Origin of the sequence: Shewanella sp. 10N.286.52.B9 (genome assembly GCF_002873635.1) — a bacterium.
GTDB lineage: Bacteria > Pseudomonadota > Gammaproteobacteria > Enterobacterales > Shewanellaceae > Shewanella.
Genome location: NZ_MCTY01000163.1, coordinates 14739 through 34986 on the forward strand (window position 1 = coordinate 14739; position 20248 = coordinate 34986).

The 20248-nt window shown below is 38.7% G+C and carries 16 protein-coding genes; all 16 read right to left on the minus strand.

Annotation, left to right across the window (positions count from 1 at the left end; all coding sequences use genetic code 11):
* Positions 1 to 48: 48 nt before the first annotated feature.
* The 16 genes from BCU91_RS09215 to BCU91_RS09290 all read right to left on the minus strand — a co-directional run bounded on the left by BCU91_RS09215 (position 49) and on the right by BCU91_RS09290 (position 20247).
* Positions 49 to 1659, minus strand: coding sequence for a bifunctional aspartate transaminase/aspartate 4-decarboxylase (locus BCU91_RS09215; protein WP_102520803.1), 1611 nt, complete (start codon positions 1657 to 1659; stop codon positions 49 to 51).
* Positions 1660 to 1749: 90 nt separating this feature from the next.
* Positions 1750 to 3453, minus strand: a complete 1704-nt coding sequence (gene aspT, locus BCU91_RS09220) for an aspartate-alanine antiporter (protein ID WP_102439057.1) — start codon at positions 3451 to 3453, stop codon at positions 1750 to 1752.
* Positions 3454 to 4246: 793 nt separating this feature from the next.
* Entirely contained in the window at positions 4247 to 5137 is an 891-nt protein-coding gene (galU, locus tag BCU91_RS09225) for a UTP--glucose-1-phosphate uridylyltransferase GalU (protein WP_102439059.1), read from the minus strand.
* A 47-nt stretch (positions 5138 to 5184) separates the two neighbouring features.
* The gene (locus BCU91_RS09230) at positions 5185 to 6552 is read right to left on the minus strand and encodes an O-antigen ligase family protein (protein ID WP_102439061.1); all 1368 of its coding nucleotides are present in this window, start codon (positions 6550 to 6552) and stop codon (positions 5185 to 5187) included.
* Positions 6552 to 7271: a hypothetical protein gene (locus BCU91_RS09235; RefSeq protein WP_102531338.1), complete on the minus strand. Its 720-nt coding sequence runs from the start codon at positions 7269 to 7271 to the stop codon at positions 6552 to 6554. The genes BCU91_RS09230 and BCU91_RS09235 overlap by 1 nt, the downstream gene beginning before the upstream one ends.
* A 20-nt stretch (positions 7272 to 7291) precedes the next feature.
* Positions 7292 to 8017: a CpsB/CapC family capsule biosynthesis tyrosine phosphatase gene (locus BCU91_RS09240; protein WP_102439065.1), complete on the minus strand. Its 726-nt coding sequence runs from the start codon at positions 8015 to 8017 to the stop codon at positions 7292 to 7294.
* A complete protein-coding gene (locus BCU91_RS09245) occupies positions 8014 to 10329 on the minus strand; it encodes a polysaccharide biosynthesis tyrosine autokinase (RefSeq protein ID WP_102531339.1) in 2316 nt (771 codons plus the stop codon). Before BCU91_RS09245 ends, BCU91_RS09240 begins: the two co-directional genes overlap by 4 nt.
* Positions 10330 to 10866 (minus strand): polysaccharide biosynthesis/export family protein, encoded by a 537-nt coding sequence (locus BCU91_RS09250; RefSeq protein ID WP_102477065.1) that lies wholly within the window; start codon positions 10864 to 10866, stop codon positions 10330 to 10332.
* A 14-nt stretch (positions 10867 to 10880) separates the two neighbouring features.
* Positions 10881 to 12077 (minus strand): outer membrane beta-barrel protein, encoded by a 1197-nt coding sequence (locus BCU91_RS09255; protein WP_102477064.1) that lies wholly within the window; start codon positions 12075 to 12077, stop codon positions 10881 to 10883.
* A gap of 30 nt (positions 12078 to 12107) precedes the next feature.
* Positions 12108 to 13508, minus strand: coding sequence for an undecaprenyl-phosphate glucose phosphotransferase (locus BCU91_RS09260; protein WP_102520800.1), 1401 nt, complete (start codon positions 13506 to 13508; stop codon positions 12108 to 12110).
* 9 nt (positions 13509 to 13517) lie between these two features.
* The gene (locus tag BCU91_RS09265; protein WP_102531340.1) at positions 13518 to 14972 is read right to left on the minus strand and encodes a phosphomannomutase; all 1455 of its coding nucleotides are present in this window, start codon (positions 14970 to 14972) and stop codon (positions 13518 to 13520) included.
* On the minus strand, positions 14965 to 16398 hold the full coding sequence (locus tag BCU91_RS09270; RefSeq protein WP_102531341.1) for a mannose-1-phosphate guanylyltransferase/mannose-6-phosphate isomerase: 1434 nt from the start codon (positions 16396 to 16398) through the stop codon (positions 14965 to 14967). Before BCU91_RS09270 ends, BCU91_RS09265 begins: the two co-directional genes overlap by 8 nt.
* Before the next feature lie 98 nt (positions 16399 to 16496).
* Positions 16497 to 17234, minus strand: coding sequence for a WecB/TagA/CpsF family glycosyltransferase (locus BCU91_RS09275; protein WP_102439080.1), 738 nt, complete (start codon positions 17232 to 17234; stop codon positions 16497 to 16499).
* A gap of 5 nt (positions 17235 to 17239) precedes the next feature.
* Entirely contained in the window at positions 17240 to 18028 is a 789-nt protein-coding gene (locus BCU91_RS09280) for a glycosyltransferase family A protein (RefSeq protein ID WP_102531342.1), read from the minus strand.
* Positions 18025 to 19245, minus strand: coding sequence for an EpsG family protein (locus BCU91_RS09285; RefSeq protein WP_102531343.1), 1221 nt, complete (start codon positions 19243 to 19245; stop codon positions 18025 to 18027). The genes BCU91_RS09280 and BCU91_RS09285 overlap by 4 nt, the downstream gene beginning before the upstream one ends.
* A 12-nt stretch (positions 19246 to 19257) precedes the next feature.
* Positions 19258 to 20247 carry a glycosyltransferase family 2 protein gene (locus tag BCU91_RS09290; protein WP_102531344.1) on the minus strand — a complete coding sequence of 330 codons (990 nt, stop codon included), beginning with the start codon at positions 20245 to 20247 and terminating at the stop codon, positions 19258 to 19260.
* Position 20248 lies beyond the last annotated feature (1 nt).

Here is a 20248-nt window from a genome sequence, read left to right on the forward strand (position 1 = left end):
TCTCAATCATCAGTCAATATTTGACTGATTAACTGCGGTATTGATTAACTAGCTTGCTTGATACTCTGCAAAGTAGCCATCAAGTACGACTCTTGTCGCACGACCAATTAACTCATAATCGTAGTGAGTTAGGTTAGCTAGTGATACACGCACTGAAGCATGAACAACATCAAATCCTTTACCTGGTAATAAAATTACCCCTGTTTTGTACGCTAACACAAAGAGGAAGTCTTGACCTTTATTGTTATCTTTAAACCATTGTACAAACTCATCGCCATAAAGTTTACCACCTAAAGCATCTAACTCTAGTAGGGTGTAGTAATCAACACGGTCTTCGTTTTCTTCAATTTCAACACCCATGTTTTTATACAATGTGATGTAACGTTCACGAATAATACGTTTACAAGCTGCTTTGTAATTATCTTCCAAGTCCATTAAACAACTTAATGAAAATAATGCCATTTGCACCTGTTGTGGTAATGCTAAACCAGCTGTGTGGTTTAGGGCTACAGCACGACTGTCGGCAACGATACGGTCAATAAACTTAATGTCTCTTGGTTCAGGTGTCAGTGTTTTATAACGGTTATCTAACTGTAATTGATGCGCTTCTGGTAACGCACGCATTGCATCATCAAATACGTTTTCATAATGAATACCGATAGTACCTAAACGCCAGCCGGTTGCACCAAAGTATTTTGAGAATGAATACACACATAAGGTGTTGTATGGCAGTTTGGCAAATAGCGAAATAAAGTTGTCTGCAAATGTGCCATATACGTCATCAGTGATGATGAACAAATCTTTGCGCTGTGTGTTAACAAAGTCAGTTAAACGGTCTAACGTATCGTTTGAAAACTTAACCGATGCAGGATTGGCAGGGTTAACCACACACAATAGTTTGATACCTGTATCAGCTAATTTTTCAATTTCTGATTGTGGTAACTGCCATGTATTTTCGTCTAAGCGTAATTCAACAATTTCTAACTCATATTCAGCAAGCTCTGGAATCTCTAAATAAGGGGTAAAGATAGGCGTCACTAACGCCACTTTGTCGCCTTTTTTAAGTAAACCATTGTTGAACATTGTCGCAAAAGTATAAGTCATAGACGCAGTGCCACCTTCAGTAGCGAACAGGTCAAAGTCAGTTGTCATTGGCATTGGGCCATACATTTCTTCACCTATGTACTGCTTAACCACTTTTTCAATGTTGGTTAACATACGTGAAGGCACAGGGTAGTTACAGGCTAAAAACGCGTTTACAAATTCGTGTAAAAAAGCTTGCTTATCAATACCTAAACGGTCATTAGCATAGCTAATTGCTTTTTGTAAAAACTTAACGCCATCTCTGTTTAGGTTTTCTTTTGCGAAAGTGTCAAAACGTTCAACAACGCCAACACCATCCGGAATACCACCAAAACCTTCGTTTAAGTATGAGTAGCTGCGCTCTGATTCTTCGATAGCAAAATCGCCTAAACGTAAGAATGCTTTACGAGGTAAGGTGGCCAAGAAGTTGGGGTTACCGCGGCCCGCATCCAATAAAATACGATCTGGAACGGTTTTAGCCACTTCAATCAATTTATCTTTTAATTCAAATGGGCTTAAGTTGGCAAATTTAGTGAAATCGATTGTTGGTACAGTTTGAGTATTTGATGTAGTCATAATATTTTACCTATTTATCAATTTAAAAGGGTGAATTTGGGGTGATAGTCGATAAGAGGAGACGTCACTCTCATCGACTATCTAGGGTAATTATTGGGTTGAAATAATGCCGACAATGATTGGACCCCAAAGGGTGAGTAATACATTGGCAATGGCGTAAGTGACCGTGAAAGCAAATACCGGTGTTGCATTACCTGCTTTTTCAAGTAGAGCTGCAAAGCCTGGATTAGCGCTGCGGCCACCTGCAACACAAGCGAGTGCTTCAATCGGGTTCTTAATCTTCAATACGTAGTAAGAGATAAAGAAAGAGATAATTTGTGGAATAATGGTTACCGCGACACCTAGGAACAATAAGGTTAAACCGTTTTCTTTAACCATATCGATTGCCTGAGGTCCTGCTTGTAAACCGACAACCCCAACAAATACCGCTAAACCAAAGTCACGTAAGAAGTTTGAAGCGCCCAGTGGCAGTGATCCCATATTTGGTTTACGACTACGTAACCAGCCCACAAATAAACCTGAAATCAAACAACCTGCACCTGAACCAATTGTCACTGGAATACCGGCTATTTCGAAGTTAATCAGACCAATTAATAAGCCACCTACCATACCTAAACCAAACAGTACGTAGTCAGTTGAAAATAATGAAACTAAACGCTTACCGATGCCTTTTTCGATACGGTTAATATCTTTTGCAGAGCCAGTGACTTGAATAATGTCATTTTTATGGACGATAAAATCGGCTGAAATATTTTGCGAGTTACCACCACGGATCACGTCGGTAACATACACACCACGTAAGGTATCCACGTTAGTTTCAGCTTTAATCTGTGCAAGTGTTTTACCAATTAATTGCTTGTCATTAGCAACAAGTTGACGATTTTCTTCAATTAATACGGTGCCACGTGGTAATGCCACTTCATGCTTGGCAGACTCTATGTGTCCAGCGATAGCTTGGCGAAGACCGGTTACCACTAAGATGTCACCCGCTTTTATCACCACTGATTTATCAACTTCAATGTTTTGACCATCACGTGAAATCATTTCGATAGCGGTATCAAGCAGATCACCGTTTACAGTTTGAATATCTTGACCAATTAATCGACTGTCTGTAGGAATTTTATAAGCACGTGACACAAGATCTGTCATCGCATTAAATTCACCTGGCGCCAGCTCAGGCTTACCGTCAGACATTTTTTCAGCTAGCTTTAGTGCTTCTTCGCGGATATCCCATTTCATAAAGGTCGGAATTAACCATGACACCATTAAAATTGGGCCTAACGAACCAAAGATGTATGTTACGGCGTAACCCACAGCCACATTGGTTTGCATCAAGCTTTTAGCTTCTTCGGTCATGCCACCTAATTGAGATATCGCATCACCAGCAGTACCAATAATGGCTGATTGCGTTAAGCCACCGGCAGCAAGACCTGCTGCAGTACCACTGTCTAAGCTAAATAACTTAGCTGCCACTAATACCGTAATTAAACCGGTTACCGTCATCACGACAGCGGAAAGTAAAATGTTGATAGTTTTGAAGTTAAGCGCGCCAAAGAATTGAGGCCCACCTTGATAACCTACCGCATAAATAAATAATGCGAAGAAGATGGTTTTGACTCCTGGGTCTATTTGCACACCAAATTGGCCAATTAATACTCCCATCAACAAGGTACCTGCAATACCACCAAGAACAAAACGTCCTATGGTAATTTTGCCGATCAGATAACCAAGTGCCAGAGTAATAAACAACGCAATATAGGGCGAAATAGCAAAAAGATTTTGGATGATATTCATAATCATTGCTGCCTTACAGGTTAAGTTTACATATTAAGAATTAGGTGGAGCGAACTGACTGGCATATTTGCTAGAATTAACACTGCTGAATCCAGATTGAACCTTTCAATCCGACCGTTTGACCAGTGATACCTTGTATCTTTCGCTTCCTTGGAAAACATCATAGGGATAAACATACAATCCGATTAATACATTTTGATGGATCTAACCCTTCGTAAAAGACAAAATAAAGTCAAACCATCAAATACCAATAAAAACCCCTTGATAACTATAACCTTAAGCCATACTCACTTAGGGGTAGTTGATTTCTAAGATTGCTAGACTTATTAAAATAAATTAAAAAGCTAAAAAATAGACGAATTAGATAGGAAATGGCGAACTATGCCTTCGCGTTCAGAATTGAGCGCCAAGTAAAGTTAGCTTAACTCACCGACTAAATGATTATGAAGTATCAGCAAGCTTAGCGGTTTAGCGGTTTAGCGGTTTAGCGGTTTAGCGGTTTAGCGGTTTAGCGGTTTAGCGGAGGACTATCCAACAATATAATGGCTTTGATTAGGCTATTTACCCATACCTCGACCACACAACATAAAACTCTGTTTTATATATTATTAACATAAATTTTAGGTACAAAAAAACCTAACCTCAAACACCATTTTAGCGTTATTGCCGCAACAGTATCGAAGATTAGGTTTTAGTTTGTCAGCCTTTTCAAGCAAAGACGCTAGGGCTGGCTCGGTAGCACCGCATATAACAGTATATAACAGTATATAAATCACAATTTCATTAACTTACATTAGTCGTATTCGGTTAATAACAGTTTAATTTCACGACTAAAATCGCCGCCATATTTAGCATCTCGCAAACCGTATTCAACAAACGCTTTCATATAACCAAGCTTATCGCCACAGTCATGGGATTTACCCGTCATATTAAAAGCTTCCACCGCATCAGATTTAATCAGCATATCAATAGCATCAGTTAATTGAATTTCATCCCCTGCGCCCGGCGGCGTTTGGGCTAGTAAATCCCAAATTTTTTCGGACAACACGTAACGACCAACCACGGCTAAATTTGACGGCGCTTGACCCACTGCAGGCTTTTCAACCATTTTATACACTTTGACTGACTCTCCAGCCATCACGGTTTCACCAGCGCAATCTGCAATGCCGTACTTATTCACTTGCTCATCAGGTACAGGGGCCACCATAATTTGACTGGCTTGGGACTCCTGATAACGCACCAGCATAGAAGCTAAGTTTTCAGTTCGCTGATCCGCTGAGTAGGCATCTAAAATGACATCGGGCAACACCACTGCAAATGGATTATTTCCAATACAGGGTTTTGCACATAATATCGCATGGCCTAAGCCCTTAGCCTCACCCTGACGCACATGCATAATGGTGACATTTTTAGGGCAAATAGACTGCACTTCATGTAATAACTGACGTTTAACCCGTTTTTCTAAGGTTGACTCTAACTCGTAAGATTTATCAAAGTGGTTTTCAATTGCATTTTTACTGGCATGAGTCACCAATACAATTTCTTTAATTCCCGCACTGACACATTCATCAACAATATATTGAATTAAGGGTTTATCAACAATGGGTAACATTTCTTTAGGTATGGCTTTGGTAGCTGGCAACATACGCGTGCCTAAACCTGCAACGGGAATGACAACTTTCATAAAATATCCTTATTTAACTAGCGCTAAATTGTATAGTAAAAGTAAAACTAAAATGATTTTCGAGCCTTTCGCTGAGGCTCAGAAGGTAAATAACGAACCGACCAACACAGGGTTATTATGGTTAAAAACAGTAACGTATTGGCTGGTGCTTGTAGATGGAAATCAACCGAGATATGCAAGAGCATATATACGATAGCCATAGCACAACCAAATGCGATACCCTTATAAAGCTTGTTATTGCGTAGATACATTGTTCGACAAGCAAGCCAAAACGAATACAACACCCAAGCGCCTAATATCACCGTCATAACAACACCATACTCAATTACAAATTGCACATATTCATTATGGGCATGATCATAAAAACCAGAGTAAAACTGGGGTTGGTATTGCGGAAAAACCGTATAAAAGCTGCCTCCTCCTGTACCTGTAAAAAGATTATCTTGAATGATAGGTAAGCTATCAATAACCACATTATCGCGGGTTTCTGAAGCAAAGCTGGTCTCAGCTAAGCGCTGCTTAACTTTTTCAATCCCAAAAATCGAACCAACAATAATCAAATCTAAAATAAAAATACTGATAACTAAGGGTTTAAACAATGTCGGCGGGCGGCGGTAAATAAATAATGCAATAACCGACATCAGGCCTAAAGCAGCAAAAAAGCCCGCATTGCCCATCCGCGAACGGCTCATTATTAGTCCTATAACCATCAACACGATTGCTAAACGTAAAATTAATTTTCGACTTAATAGTGTTGATATCATCCCGATAAGCATGGCGCGCTTATCTTGATCGTGCTTAGTGGTTTTAAGCTCTGATAACAGCCAACCAAACGCAATGCTTAAACATAAGGCTAAATAATTAGCAAAATGATTTTGATACACAAAGGATCCACGGGCCTTTTCGCCATCACTAAAACCTAAAATGGGCGAGGCATCTAACTGCAGTAGATTCAGAATCACCCCATAAAAAGCCTGCAAACACCCTGATAAGATAATTGCTATAAACAGCCACCTTAAGGTTTTAGAATGCTGACAATATTGGCTTAATAAGAAAATAAAAATTGAATAACACAGAGTCTTAAGGAGTTGTTGTTGAGTCTGGTAAGGGTCGACACTATCAATACCTGGAAGCCAATTAAGATACTGTAAAAATAAATATATCAATAACAGCCCTGGGGGGAGCAATAATTGCTTTTGCCACTGGTAGCGAAAAAATGCACTATCATGCTTCAGGCAATAGCCAAGATGTACTATCCCCAGTGATATTGTTGTAAATTCAAGGATCGCCAACGCCCAAATACGATTACTGCCTAAAGGGATTGGCATCCAAATAATCACCACACACAGAGCCAATATCATAAAATGATCAAAGCGTCCGCTGAAAACCTTCGTTGGTTTGGCAAGAGTATCCATTAACGACACAGTTCCTTTTCAACCCAGTTTTTATCTTTGGGAGTAAACTCTGGGGTGATAAATTTAAAGTAGGTACATACTATTGGCGTCATGTCATATTGCGTGGCTAAGCGCTTCAAATCAGTGCGCACGTCCCAGCTAGCCATAGCTGAAATCCGCGCCGTTTCAAAAACGTTTTTCTTTTGTACTAGGGTTAACTGAGGCCAATATGCAAAACCGATGGCTAGAATTTGATGCAATACTTCAGGGGTATAAGGACCGTACAGTACAGCCTTATCTAATAAAGGCCATACTTGTGACACATCATGCTGAATGAAGGCTAAATTATATGCGTAATCACTATAAGCATTAGGCCATGTCGGCCTTTGGGAAATGGCATTGGTATATAACAGGTTAAATAGTGCGTTATTGGCAGCGGCAAAATTTGCATATACGCCCCACTCCATGACTTTTGCCAAGGTCAATAAATAGTGAGGGTTTTTACTATCAAGGTTATAAGCATTATCAGCGGCCAATAATGCCGCTGAGTATTGAAGCTGGGTAGGAGGGTTATTTTTCTGCCAATGATCAATATAGAATCGGGATTTAAAATGATACGCACTGGCCATGCCTTTTTGCACAATAACCGGCAATATCGCCGCTAGCAAAAGGAGTAAAAATACATATATCAGCCTTTGCCTTGACCAAGTGAAGTTTTTTATCATTTTAAACTTCAACATTTTATGTCATCACCTTATGATTATTGAAATAGCGAATTAGAAATAGTTCTGGGCATCTCTGTCGTTAATGCAAAAGCGTACTCTTCATCAACTAAGCTACTAACCAATTGCTTTGCTTGGGCAATTTTAGGTGGGCGACGTTTTAAGGAATGGCAATCTGAAGCGATGATGGAATAAAAACGCTCTTTTAAAAATTGCTCACTCAATTGCTGCGGCGCCGAGCCAAAATCGCCAATTAGCGACGCTGCTGTTAACTGAAATAAACAGCCAGCTTGGACAAAGGGCTTAATTCTATGGGGGTGGTTTTGCAGCTCTCTATTACGTTCAGGGTGAGCAATCATCGGTAATACATTTTTACTCAATAACCAGCTAATTAACCTATCTGTTCCCGCTGGGATATGGCTACTGGGTAACTCTAATAGTAGGACATCTTTTTGCTGATAATGACCAATAAAAGGCAATTTATGTTGCTCAACAAACAAGACGATTTCTGGTGAAATCCGCACTTCCGCTGCCGCGCGCAATTCAATAGCAATGTTAGAGCTAACTAGGGCTTGTGAAAGCGCCTTATAAGCTGCAGATATTGAGTTGATATCATTGTCATATATGCCTAGATGGATATGCGGGGTTGCCACCATGCGGGTTACCCCTTGCTCCTGTGCCAAAGCCATTAAACTCAGTGCTTCATCAACGGATTTAGCTCCATCGTCGATATTGGCTAATACATGGCAATGTAAATCAATCATACTTTTATATTGTCCAAGTCAGAAAACGGCTTAGGCTTATCTTTGGCGGCATAATCTGCAAACTGCACAGGTTTATCTTTAGGAGTCTGATCTGCGCCGTAAGCTTTATAGTAGCCATAGTCACCTTGGTAATGCTGTGCATCTTTCGTATTAAACTGGTTTAGAACGACACCAAAGACTTTACTTCTCGCTTGATTTAATTTTGCTAAGCTTAATTTAATCACTTCATTACGGGTATGATCGGCTTTTACCACTAATACCGTTGCATCACATAACGAAGTAATAATCAATGCGTCACTGACGGCATGTATTGGCGGGGTATCGATAATGATTTTACTATACTGAGTTTTCAGCAAGGTTAATAACCTCGGAAACTGGCTCGAAGAAAGTAACTCTTGAGGGTTAAGCGGCACCGCTCCTGCAGGCATAAAGTCAACGTTCGGTTTAACATCAGCAACGATACAATGAGGCAAGCTTTCTGTACCTGATAATATATTAGCAAGCCCTGGCTGATAAGAGGGTAAACCAAAACGCTCGCCCATACTGGATTTACGTAAGTCCGCATCAATTATCAATACTTTTTCCATCGTAGAAAAAGCAAAGCCTAAGTTCATTGAAGTGCTGGTTTTCCCTTCGTTAGGCGTCGATGATGTCACTTCAATGGTAGAGAAGTCACTGCCCATGGCCATTAATGACATCGATGTTCTTATGGTGCGAACCGCTTCTGCATGTAAAGGCTGATTATTATCGTAAAAGGCGAAGTTAATCTCTTTATAGCTGGCTCTTTTCTTGGCTTTAGGTATATAACCAAGTGCCCGTTGCGATAATATTTTTTCTACATCATCGCTATTTTTGATGGTGTCATTTAATCCATCAAGCACTAACACCATGACCACCCCAAAGCCTAAGCTGGCAAAAAAGGTCAATATTACAATCAGCTTTTTATTGGGTTTAGTAGGATAGATTGGCACAATCGCTCTGTCAGTAAAGCGGGCGATAGGCGAGTCAAAACTGCCGGTCACTTCGGTTTCTTTTTGACGAGCAAGAAAGCTATCAAACAATTGTTGATTAGTATCAACTTCACGCAGCATGCGACGGAAATCAGTATCTATAGTGCTCAGGTTTTGAAAAGAGCCTTTTGATTTATTAAACTGCGCTTCTAACCCCTTCAGCTTACGTCCTGCTGTTTGCGCTTCTTCTTCAATACCTCTCACTAATCTTGCTATTTGGCTATGTAAATTACTCTGTACTGATTTAAGCTCAGCTTTTGCCGCGATCATTTTTGGATGCTTTGGCCCATAAATTTGCTCAAGCTCAGAAACTTTTCTTTCAACAATCACCACTTCACGCTTAACATTTTGAATCGAGGGATGGGAGGTTACTTCAGGTAAGCTTTCTAAACGGCTGATATCAGTAGCACCGTAGCGCCTGACCACGGTAATAAAACTCTCTGCCTGCGCTTTGCGTGAGCGTGCCATGGCAATTTCATCACTTAATCGTTCGAGCTCTTTAGCATCTAACGCTGTGACCCCTTCAACATCAACCAGACCATTCGCCCGCTTAAAAGATTCTAAGCGTGTTTCAGATTCATCTAGCTTTAATCTTAGCTCTTCTAGCCTTCCACCTAACCAAGTATTGGCCTTTTGTGTCATGCCAACCTTTGCTTCCAATTGACTTAAAATATAGGTATCTCCCACCACATTAGCCACTAATGCGGCCAAGGCGGGATCTGAGCTTTCATAACGAATATGGACCAATTGCGTTTTTCTAACCGGTGAAATACTGATATCTTCGGCAAAGGTATCGATTAATTGTTGCTTAACAATTTCTTGGTCAACATTTTCTGTAGCACTCCCTTCAGGCAATAAGTCATCAGGTAGGTACTCTTCGGGAATATATTCTTTTGGAATAAAATCGAGTAAATAGGCTAGTTGACTAAGCAAACTTGGTTCTGAGACAAATGCAGGGTGATTTATTAAATCTAATTCGTTAAATACTCGCTCTGCAATTGAGCGTGATTTTATAATTTCAAATTGAGTTAAATAATATTCTTGCTGCCCTGAATTAATACCATAAACTTCATCTATTTTAATAGCATTAGCCTGTTCTGATTCGATCAATAAGGTAGACTTTGCACTGTATATTGGCGTCATTTTCAATACGACAAAAATAACCAAAGCAGTAATCAACATCGCAAAGGTTAATATGCGCCATTTAAAACGCATAACAGGTTTTATTAGCTTTTTGAAATCAATTAGCTGATCCATTTGAATTTGAGGCAATGGGTTGGCTCGCCTTTCCTGCTGAGTCATTTAAAAGAACCTCTGTTCAATGGTAATAGTATCACCAGCAAAAATCTTACTGTTAATGTTGCCACGCTTGGAGTTTACCTTTGCGCCTTCTCGGGAAATATTGATTTTGTCTTCTGAAGCCCGCTCAGTCAGCCCACCGGCTAGTGCGATGGCTTGGTTAACTGTCATTCCTGGCTGATATGGATAGCCACCCGGTTTTTTAACCTCGCCGTGAATATAAAAAGGTCGATATTCCACCATTCCGACATAGACACTAGGCTCAACAAAATAATCCCCTTTAAGACCCTTATAAACAATTTGCTCCACTTGTTTTATGGTCAAACCGTTAAGTTTAATTGGGCCTAAAAAAGGAAAATTAATGGTGCCACTATTGGTGAGTTGAGTTTCCAAGGTTAAGGCGTCCTCACCATACACTTGAATAATAATGGTATCACCAGCCCCTAATAGGTAACTATCATCAGACTCGACCGCCTCTGCAGTCGATGTCAGCATCATGGATACAAGAGCTAAAACTAGACTTAAAAATAGAAATCTCATGATTGCACCAATAATTACAAGGTCATTTCGGCAGTGATAAAATAGATATTACGATCGTAATCAAAGCGTTCTTGTATTGATGTATTGTCAGCAATATCTGCACCTGCTCTTAGCGTCATCCAGCGCAACACTTCAAAATTGAACGAAACGCGATAAACATTGGTGGTATCTTCACGCTCAAAGCCTGTGTAATCGTCTTGTATTCGATCGTACCCGAGAGTGGTACCAAACAAGTCGCTCCAATCATGGTTCCATTTAACCCCGTAAGTGGTCTCACGAACATAATCACCAAATGTATCAGGGTCCTCACTACTGCGACCGGTATAGAAGTCAAACTGACTATAGGTCAATGGTTTCCAAGTTAACTTGGCATCCCAAGCTACACCGCTAAAATCTTCCCGCTCTTGATTATCAAATGCTTTTTTCTGATAGCCGATCCTAATAGAACCCTCAGTGGTACTGGTTGCTTCCCACTCAACACCTAACTGTAAATTTTGGGTATCACTGTCTCTATCTCCGCCAGGATCCATGACGTCATAAGCGGTTTGAATATATTGGTAATCAAGAAAAATACTAGTGGCTGCTCGAGTATCATAAAAAACGGTAGCCCCTAATTTAACGTTATCTTTATTACGGAACTGGGTTAATTCTTTAAAGTTTGTATATTCCTTAGAATCATATAAACCATTAATCCTAACTCTTGCCGGCGTTGATTTAGCGCCATACTCATAATAACCACCACCTTGAAAAATATCATAGGTAGCAGGTTCTGTTGGCAGTCCATCATCAAAGCCAAAATCGAACACACCAGTACCACGATCTTCGTGACCGTAAAAATACTTAGCTTCAAGATTGAAACGATTGCTTTGATTTAACTCTACCTGAGCGCGAGCTTTTAATAGTGCATCAAGGTAGTTATCGTCGCTACTATCGAAATAATCACCGTACTCAATACCGGCATCAATAGTATAAATGTTATTCCCATCGAGCATCTTTGCCTGCACCGCAGGGGCTACGGTTAATATCCAACTTTCTTCTTCATTTGTACTTCTACTGGCAATATTATCGTCATATTTTAAGCCTGCATTTAATGCTGGAATAAAATCAACACCGGACTCAGTGGTAATTACCCCAGCTTTTTCTTCAGCACTCACATTTGCTATCCCAGCTGAGATGACTAATAGTGTAAATATATTTAGCTTTGTTCTCATTGTTATCACCTATTCCTTTGATTGTGATTTTTAGTAAACATGTTTACCGACAAAACCTTTAAAGCATGTCATAAAGACAATTTTCACATCTAACCAAATAGACCAATTTCTTATATAAGCCAAGTCGAATTCGATTCTTTTTTCCATTTTATCAAGGGTATCGGTTTCACCACGCCAGCCATTTATCTGGGCCCAGCCCGTAATACCAGGTAATACCTTGTGCCGAAGCATGTAATAAGAGACTAAATGTCTGTACTCTTCATTATGAGCAATAGCATGAGGTCTTGGGCCAACCACTGACATATCCCCCATTAGCACATTAAAAAATTGTGGCAATTCATCCAGCGAGCTTTTACGTAAAAAGCCGCCGATACTGGTTATTCGAGCATCTCCCTTCTTAGCTTGAATAACGACATCGCTATTTTCAGTCACCGTCATAGAGCGAAATTTCCAAACTTTAATTTTACGCCCATCAAGTCCGTACCTATCTTGTTTAAAAATAATAGGACCTTTTGAATTTAATTTAACTAACAGAGCAATAACTAATAAAACAGGGCTTAATATAATCAAGGCTACAAAACTAAACATGAGATCAAAACTACGTTTATAAAAGCGCATCATCCCATTTACGGGGGATTCAAACACACTTAAGGTATCAACTTCCCCCACGCTCCCGATACGAGCATGCATTAGGTTCTTCAATAAAAAGTCTGGGGTAATTAATACATCAACAGTACTATCGCCTAGCGCTAAAATAATATCGGCAATTCGCTGCTCTGCAATCATAGGTAAACAAACATATAACTTTTGAATATCCCCTCGGCGAGCAACATAAACCGCATCATTCACCGTGCCTTTTAAACATGACAAATCTAAATTTTCGATACGATTTGGGTCTCTATCATCATAAAAACCCACACACTCGAAACCTAACTCATCATGTTTCTGTATTTGAGTATATAAGCGTTGCCCCGCCTCAGTTAAACCTACAATGGCTACTTTTTGGACGCTATAACCTTTTTTACGACGAAAACGTTTAAACTCACGCACACACAGTCGCCAACTCACTAAAGATATAAGTGTTAAGACATACCAGCCTCCCACTGTTACCCGAGAATAAACTTCACTGTATTTAAATACGAATAATAATAATGTCATGAGTAAAAAGGCGAGAGTTACATTTAAACACATAATTCTGCACATGGTAGAAAACCGCCCCAAGCGCCAAGAACGGTATAACCCTAAAGATTCCCCTATATAACTATAAAAAAATAACACCCCAATCAGCACTAATAAGTAGTCCTTATTGAAAGTAATATTATAGCTATGCATCATGATCATTAATGCGGCGGCAATAATGGCAATATCAAAGATACGCAATAAGAAACTAGAACGGGTACCGACAAATTGAAGTGTTGATGGACTTTCCATTTAGCTCACCTAATTAACTAACGATGCATTTAAATTGATGTTCAATAACTGATACAAAGTATGTTCAACTAATTTTTTAGCTTTGGATATAGAGTCACTTTCGGCGTAACATCTAAATTCCGGAGCATTACCCGATGGTCGTAAATGAACAATATTGCCATTAGTAAAACTTAAGCGTAGTCCATCTTTAGAATTAACTTCTACTAATTTATTTTCAGATAGGTTTAATTGCTCAAGTAAATACTCTGGCTGCTGTAAACCTAATTTAATAATGTGCTTACTGCGTTCAGTGCTAAAATCTGTCAAACGGTCGCTATGGGTAAAGCGTTGGGGTAATTGTGCTACTAATTCTGCAATAGAGTTGGAAGAAGTTTTACTCAAAGCGCTATGAAGTACCATCAAAACAGGCAGTACTGCATCGCGAGTAGGTAGTGCAGACAAACTATGTCCATGAACCTCGATAGTAGACCCCAGCAAGAAGCCCCCATTAGCTTCAAATCCAGCAATTCGACTACTTTGCCTTTCTACCTCTGAAAACGCGGCTATCACATGGGGAGAGCCAATTTTAGTTCTTACGACTAGATCAAAATAGCGGCTTAGTTCTATGGCGGTATTACAGCTAACGGGTACAACTAATCCATCGATATCTAACGCCTTGGCGGAAAGTAACCCCAGAATGTCACCACGCAGCCAGTTACCTTGCTCATCAGCGAGCAATGGTCTGTCACCATCACCATCAGTGGAAAATAACGCATCAAGCTGATACTCGTGCGTCCACTCGATCGCTTTTTGACAATCTGCGTCACTAACTGCTTCAGTATCAATAGGCACAAAGGTATCACTGCGACCAATGGATATAACCTCGGCACCCAGCTTTTCAAAAATGAGTGGATATAAATCGCGCCCAGCACTTGAATGTTGATAAATGCCAATGCGCTTACCAGTTAACCATGGCGAATCAAATAAACTCACATAACGATCTATGTAATGATTTTCAGCAGCATTATCCACGGTAAGCAAGGGTAGTTGCTCTACGCAAGGATAATAATATTCACTATTTAAAATCGCTATTTCATCGGCTTTAGTAATCTCACCATCAGGCCGATAAAACTTTAATCCATTTCGGTCAAAGGGAATGTGGCTTCCTGTCACCATGATACAAGGAACCTCTTGGCTCATCGAAATACAGGCTAATGCTGGCGTTGGGATAACACCATAATAAACAACCTTTACATCACACAGCTCTAGAGCTGCAGCACAGGCTTGTGCCATCGTAAAACTGCTTGGACGATTATCTATAGCTATTGCGATTGTGTGAACATTAAAAGAGTCTTGCATGGTGTTTAAAAAAGACACTGTGAAAGCTGCGCAGACATCAACAGTGAAATCACATACCAAACCTCTGGCACCGCTGGTTCCAAAACCGATATGACTTGAAGCTATCACTTGTTTTGAATTAAGCATTTGATACGCCTTTTGTTGCTACACGGCCATATCTGTCTTCAAAGCGGACAATATCGTCCTCGCTGAGATAGGATCCCGATTGCACTTCAATTAATTCTAGAGGCACTTTACCTGGGTTTTCTAAGGCATGGATAACACCAACAGGGATATAAGTAGATTGATTCTCAGTTAATAAAATGTCTTGATCGCCATTGGTTACTTTCGCAGTTCCCGATACCACAATCCAATGCTCTGCTCGGTGATAGTGCATTTGCACTGATAACTTTGCCCCAGGCTTGACAGTAATTCGCTTGACTTGAAAACGTCCGCCATGATCGATGGAGTCATATTTCCCCCAAGGGCGATAAACTTCGCGGTGGTGTTGCCACTCGCTGCGTTCATGAGTTTTCAGTTGTTCTACAATATGTTTAACTTGTTGAACATCAGCTTGTTTTGAAACTAAAATCGCATCCTTAGTTTCAACAATAACCACATCATCTAAGCCGATAGTTGCCACCAGTTTTTCAGTGGCATTAACATAACTATTGTTGGTATCTATACCAATAACATCGCCTTTAAAGACGTTTCCATGGGGATCTTTATCTTCAATCTCCCATAATGCAGACCAGCTGCCGACATCGCTCCAACCGCAATCCATAGGCACAACCACTGCATGCTTGGTCTTTTCCATAACAGCATAATCAATTGAGTCTTCGGGACTTGTAATAAAAGCCACTTCATCGACACGAATAAAGTCTACATCATGAGTAGTGTTGACCATTGCGGCTTCACAAGCGGCAAAAATATCAGGGCTATATAATTTAAGTTCTTGTAAATAAACACTGGCTTTAAACAAAAACATGCCGCTATTCCAATAATAATGCCCAGTGGCAATATAATCTTTCGCAGTTGCTAAATTCGGCTTCTCAACAAACTGAGAAACCTCAAACCCAAGCTCATCAGCGAGTAACTCACCCCGTTGAATATAGCCGTAACCTGTTTCTGGCGCTGTCGGCACAATGCCAAACGTCACTAATTGGTTATGTTCTGCTAGGGTTACCGCTTTGGTGACAGCCTCACAAAATGCGGTCTCATTCTTAATGACATGATCTGCGGCTAGCACTAATAATAAAGGGTCTTGCCCATTGCGAACCGCATACATAGCAGCAAGTGCAATTGCGGGGGCGGTATTTCGCCCTTCGGGTTCTAATATAATTCCGCTGTTATCTATATTGCCTAAACGAAACTGCTCAGCAACAGAAAAACGATGTTCTTCATTACAAATAACTAAGGGCGCTGAATGAATAATTCCATCTAGTCGGTTCGCTGTTGTTTGCAACATTGAATGATTATCTAACAAAGTAAGAAACTGCTTAGGAAATTGCTGGCGAGACAATGGCCACAAACGAGAGCCTGAACCACCTGCCATAATTACGGGTAAAATCATATTCAACCTCGATAAAAATTATTCTTACAGTGACCAATAGGGAATTTAACGTTAAAAAAGGAGCGATGAGCGTTACCAATCACTTTAATAAGGATTAATTAATGCTTTTGATGAATGTACTTTATGAATATCGGAAAAATTTTAACGCCATTAATAACATACCGACCAAATAACCTTCTTGGTGATTGCATTAATCTAAAAAACCATTCTAGTGATAGTTTTTGAAATATCACAGGCGCTCTTTTTTCCTCACCACTTAAAAATAAAAAGGAAGCACCAACACACAAAGCCAGACCTGAAGCACCTGCCTGTTTAAGTTTTTGGCATAGAATTTCCTGTCTTGGTGAGCCCACGCAAAGAAATATTAATTTAGCAGGATTGGCTAATACAAAATCAACACACTTACCTACTTCAATATCATCATCAATAAACCCCATCGGAGGATTATAATGATTAACTGAGCGTAACTTATATTTAGCTTTTACAAAGGATATAGTTTCATCTGAGCAACCAATAACTGTTATATCAAAATCTTTTTCTGGCAAAGTCTCTATGATTCGTTTGGTTAAATCACTACCTGGAATAACATCTCCGATATCAACCCTAGCCAGCTTAGATAAGAGATTTAAAATTCGGCTATCATTGACAGTAATATCAGCTTTATCATATATAGTTTTAAAGCTTGAATCAGAGTTGTACCTGATGACATGGTCTACATTAGGCGTAACTAGCATTGAATATTCACCATTATAATTAACAATATGATGAACCAGATTATCGGCTGTAAAGTCATTAAAATTCACACCCAAAAAATTATTCTTTTTTGTAAAATCCATTTTATTCACCTTATGAAAAAGTCAGTAACTTTAATTTTGTTAGAAAAAAGAAAGACTAACCCTACACAGGTTTTTCTTGCTGTAATCAGCATCAATGCAAGTGAGCTAAAGCAATGATTCTTTAACACGCCGAAAGAGCCTTTGAAGTATCGATATCTGAACTCAGCAATGGGATCGCGATGGCCAATTAGGTTTGAGTTGCTAAACCATATATATTTAGATAACAACATTGCTCTGATGGCAAAATCAGTATCTTCACCACCATTATTTTCACTGCCAACACCGAAACTCTCATTAAAACATCTCAATTCAGCGACAATCTGACTTTTATAAATAGTGGTGTTTGAAGACGCGTTTTGAACCAATTTATAAGCAGAATGCTTTTCAATATCACCAACAGCATCTATCGGGCTGGAACAAAACTTGGTATAAAAAAGGTCGCAATCATTGGTACTTACTAACCCTTCAAAATTGAGCCAAAAACTCGTAGGATACCAGCAATCATCATCGGGAAAGGAAATGTAATCATAATCACTAAGAAGATCGAAAACTCTCTCGATAATAAAATTTCTTGCTTTAGATAGTGAAATGATATCTTTAATGTAAAAGTGTTCGGCACAATAATTATCATTATTAGCGGGTTGAATCATTTCAGTCTGAGTGTAGTTTTGAAATAAAACAGCATGAAAGAAGACGGCCTCACTACTTTGCGAGTGCAAGCTATTAACTAGGCGTTTAAAGTCTGAGTAGTTAGTTTCATTATAAACGCAAGTAGTTATAAGTAACACTTTCATAAATCAATACCTAAATAATAAATGGGTGAATCAATAACAAAATCTAGAAAACTACCATTATATATATATGCTGTATAAGTAAGCTTCAGGTTGAAATAGGTAAAGCCTAAGATCAAACAAGAAGTAAAAATACTTAAATTAGCATTTTTGTAATATGAGAGCTTAGTGCTGAAATAATTAAAGATGATAAAATAGTTAAGCCACTTAAAAGAATCATAAAAGGTTAAAAATCTTAGAGGTAAAAAAGAACTAATATGACAAAACATCAGAGCAATGAATAACACCACTAAAAAACGGTAAACATTCCTATATTTTGAGTCATAAAAAAATACAATTATCCCACTAAAAACAAAAATACTAAAATCAATCAGTTTAACAACTATACCTCTTGATTTATCTTCGAGATCTTCATAGTGACCACTAAGGTTAAAGTATACAGCAACATAAAAAATAGATAACAACACCGTTGCCGTTAGTAATAGCTTGTATGATATGTAGTTAATATTGTACAAACAAAACAATAATATTAGTGCGGCCATCAAAACCGTTGAATTATGAGTAAACACTGAAACAATAGAGAAAAACAAACAAAACCATGGCTTTTTTATATACATAAAATAAAAAGTCAGCACCAGAAACGAACTGGCCACCTGTTGTCTGATTAAATTATATGCATTACCAAAATCATAAAACACCAACATTTGAAACAAAACCAAAGAGCAACATATCAAGACATTTACTTTTTCGCGCTTACAGATCTCGATAATCACAAAGGTTGGAATCAGATAAATCACACAGTGTACCCAGAGAATATAAGCTGGATAATATCCATTGGTCGCTTTACTCGAGATATAAACAAAGAAATGATACAGGGGCTCACTTGCTTTCAATGACACGCTAGCCAGATCATCTTCAAAAGCATTAAAAAAACCTAATTCATAATCTGAAAAATTAGTAAAGTAAGTATAATACCATTCTAGGTCGTTACCCTTTACGAAAAACTCCCGATTAAAATTGATTAAAATAAAGAAAAACACAAGCGATATAGGTAGTAGCTTTACCAATTTATAGTTGTGAGTATAAACAATCAAAAAAGCACAACAAAGAAATGATAAAAAAGGAGTAAATATAGAAAACAATATTAAAACAGCAAAAACAAATGAAAACTTAACATTTAGAATACTATCATCATCGCTATATGATAAGTGACTATCCACAAGTACTCCTTGTTAATTACTATGTTTTATTTTATAAGCCATTCTTTTTATCAAGAAAGGTAAGCCTGTTACGGTTTTCAGTGCATAAAAAAATGATTTACCATTAATAAAAATAGCATTACCATCTTGCTCTATCGAATACAAAAATCTTTTGGTACCAATAAACCTTTTTTTAAAGGAGTTGAGTCTTGGCATCACTATATAATAAAAACAAAGATATTTTTTCCTATATAATATAATCGCTTTCAATCTCTGATACTCAGCATCGTCTAAATTAAGACTGTTGAGTAACTTTTCTTCATATTCAAATCTAAGCTTAACCGTCTGATAAGAACACGGTGTATTTGAAATTCGATACTCATCATGATCCACATGGATAAATGTTGGCTGCTTAAAAAACAGCACACTTAGCTTGCTTAAATGTATTTTAAGGATTAGCACATGGTCTTGGTATTTTTTACAATTATCAAAGCCACCAATTTGCATCAATGCTTTTTTTCTGCCCATAACCATAGGAGTATAACAGTTACCATCTTCGAGTAATTCAATCGGAGTGGTTCCCTTGAAGTGGCAGAAATCTAACTGATATTTTTTCCCATTAAACTTAGAGTACATATCACTGCAACAAATATCGTACTCGCTGTGCTCATTAAAAAATTGAAGTTTAGCTAAGGTTGCTTCAACAAGCAGCATATCGTCATCATCTAAAAAAGTGACGATTGAGGTTTTGGTTAATTCAACCCCTTTATTACGTGCTATACAAGCGCCTGAATTATCATTTAAAGCATAATATAATAAGCGGCCATTAAACTCAGGGGCTACGTTATCTATTAGCGCTTTAGTTGAAACCTGGTTAGGTGTACCTAGTCCATTATCATCTATCACCACAATTGATATATCTGGATGCTGACAAGAATGTATTGATTTTAAAATCTTTTCAGCTCTGCCATAAGTAGGGATCACCACGGTCAACTTGTTAACATCATTGTTTTTATCCAACATA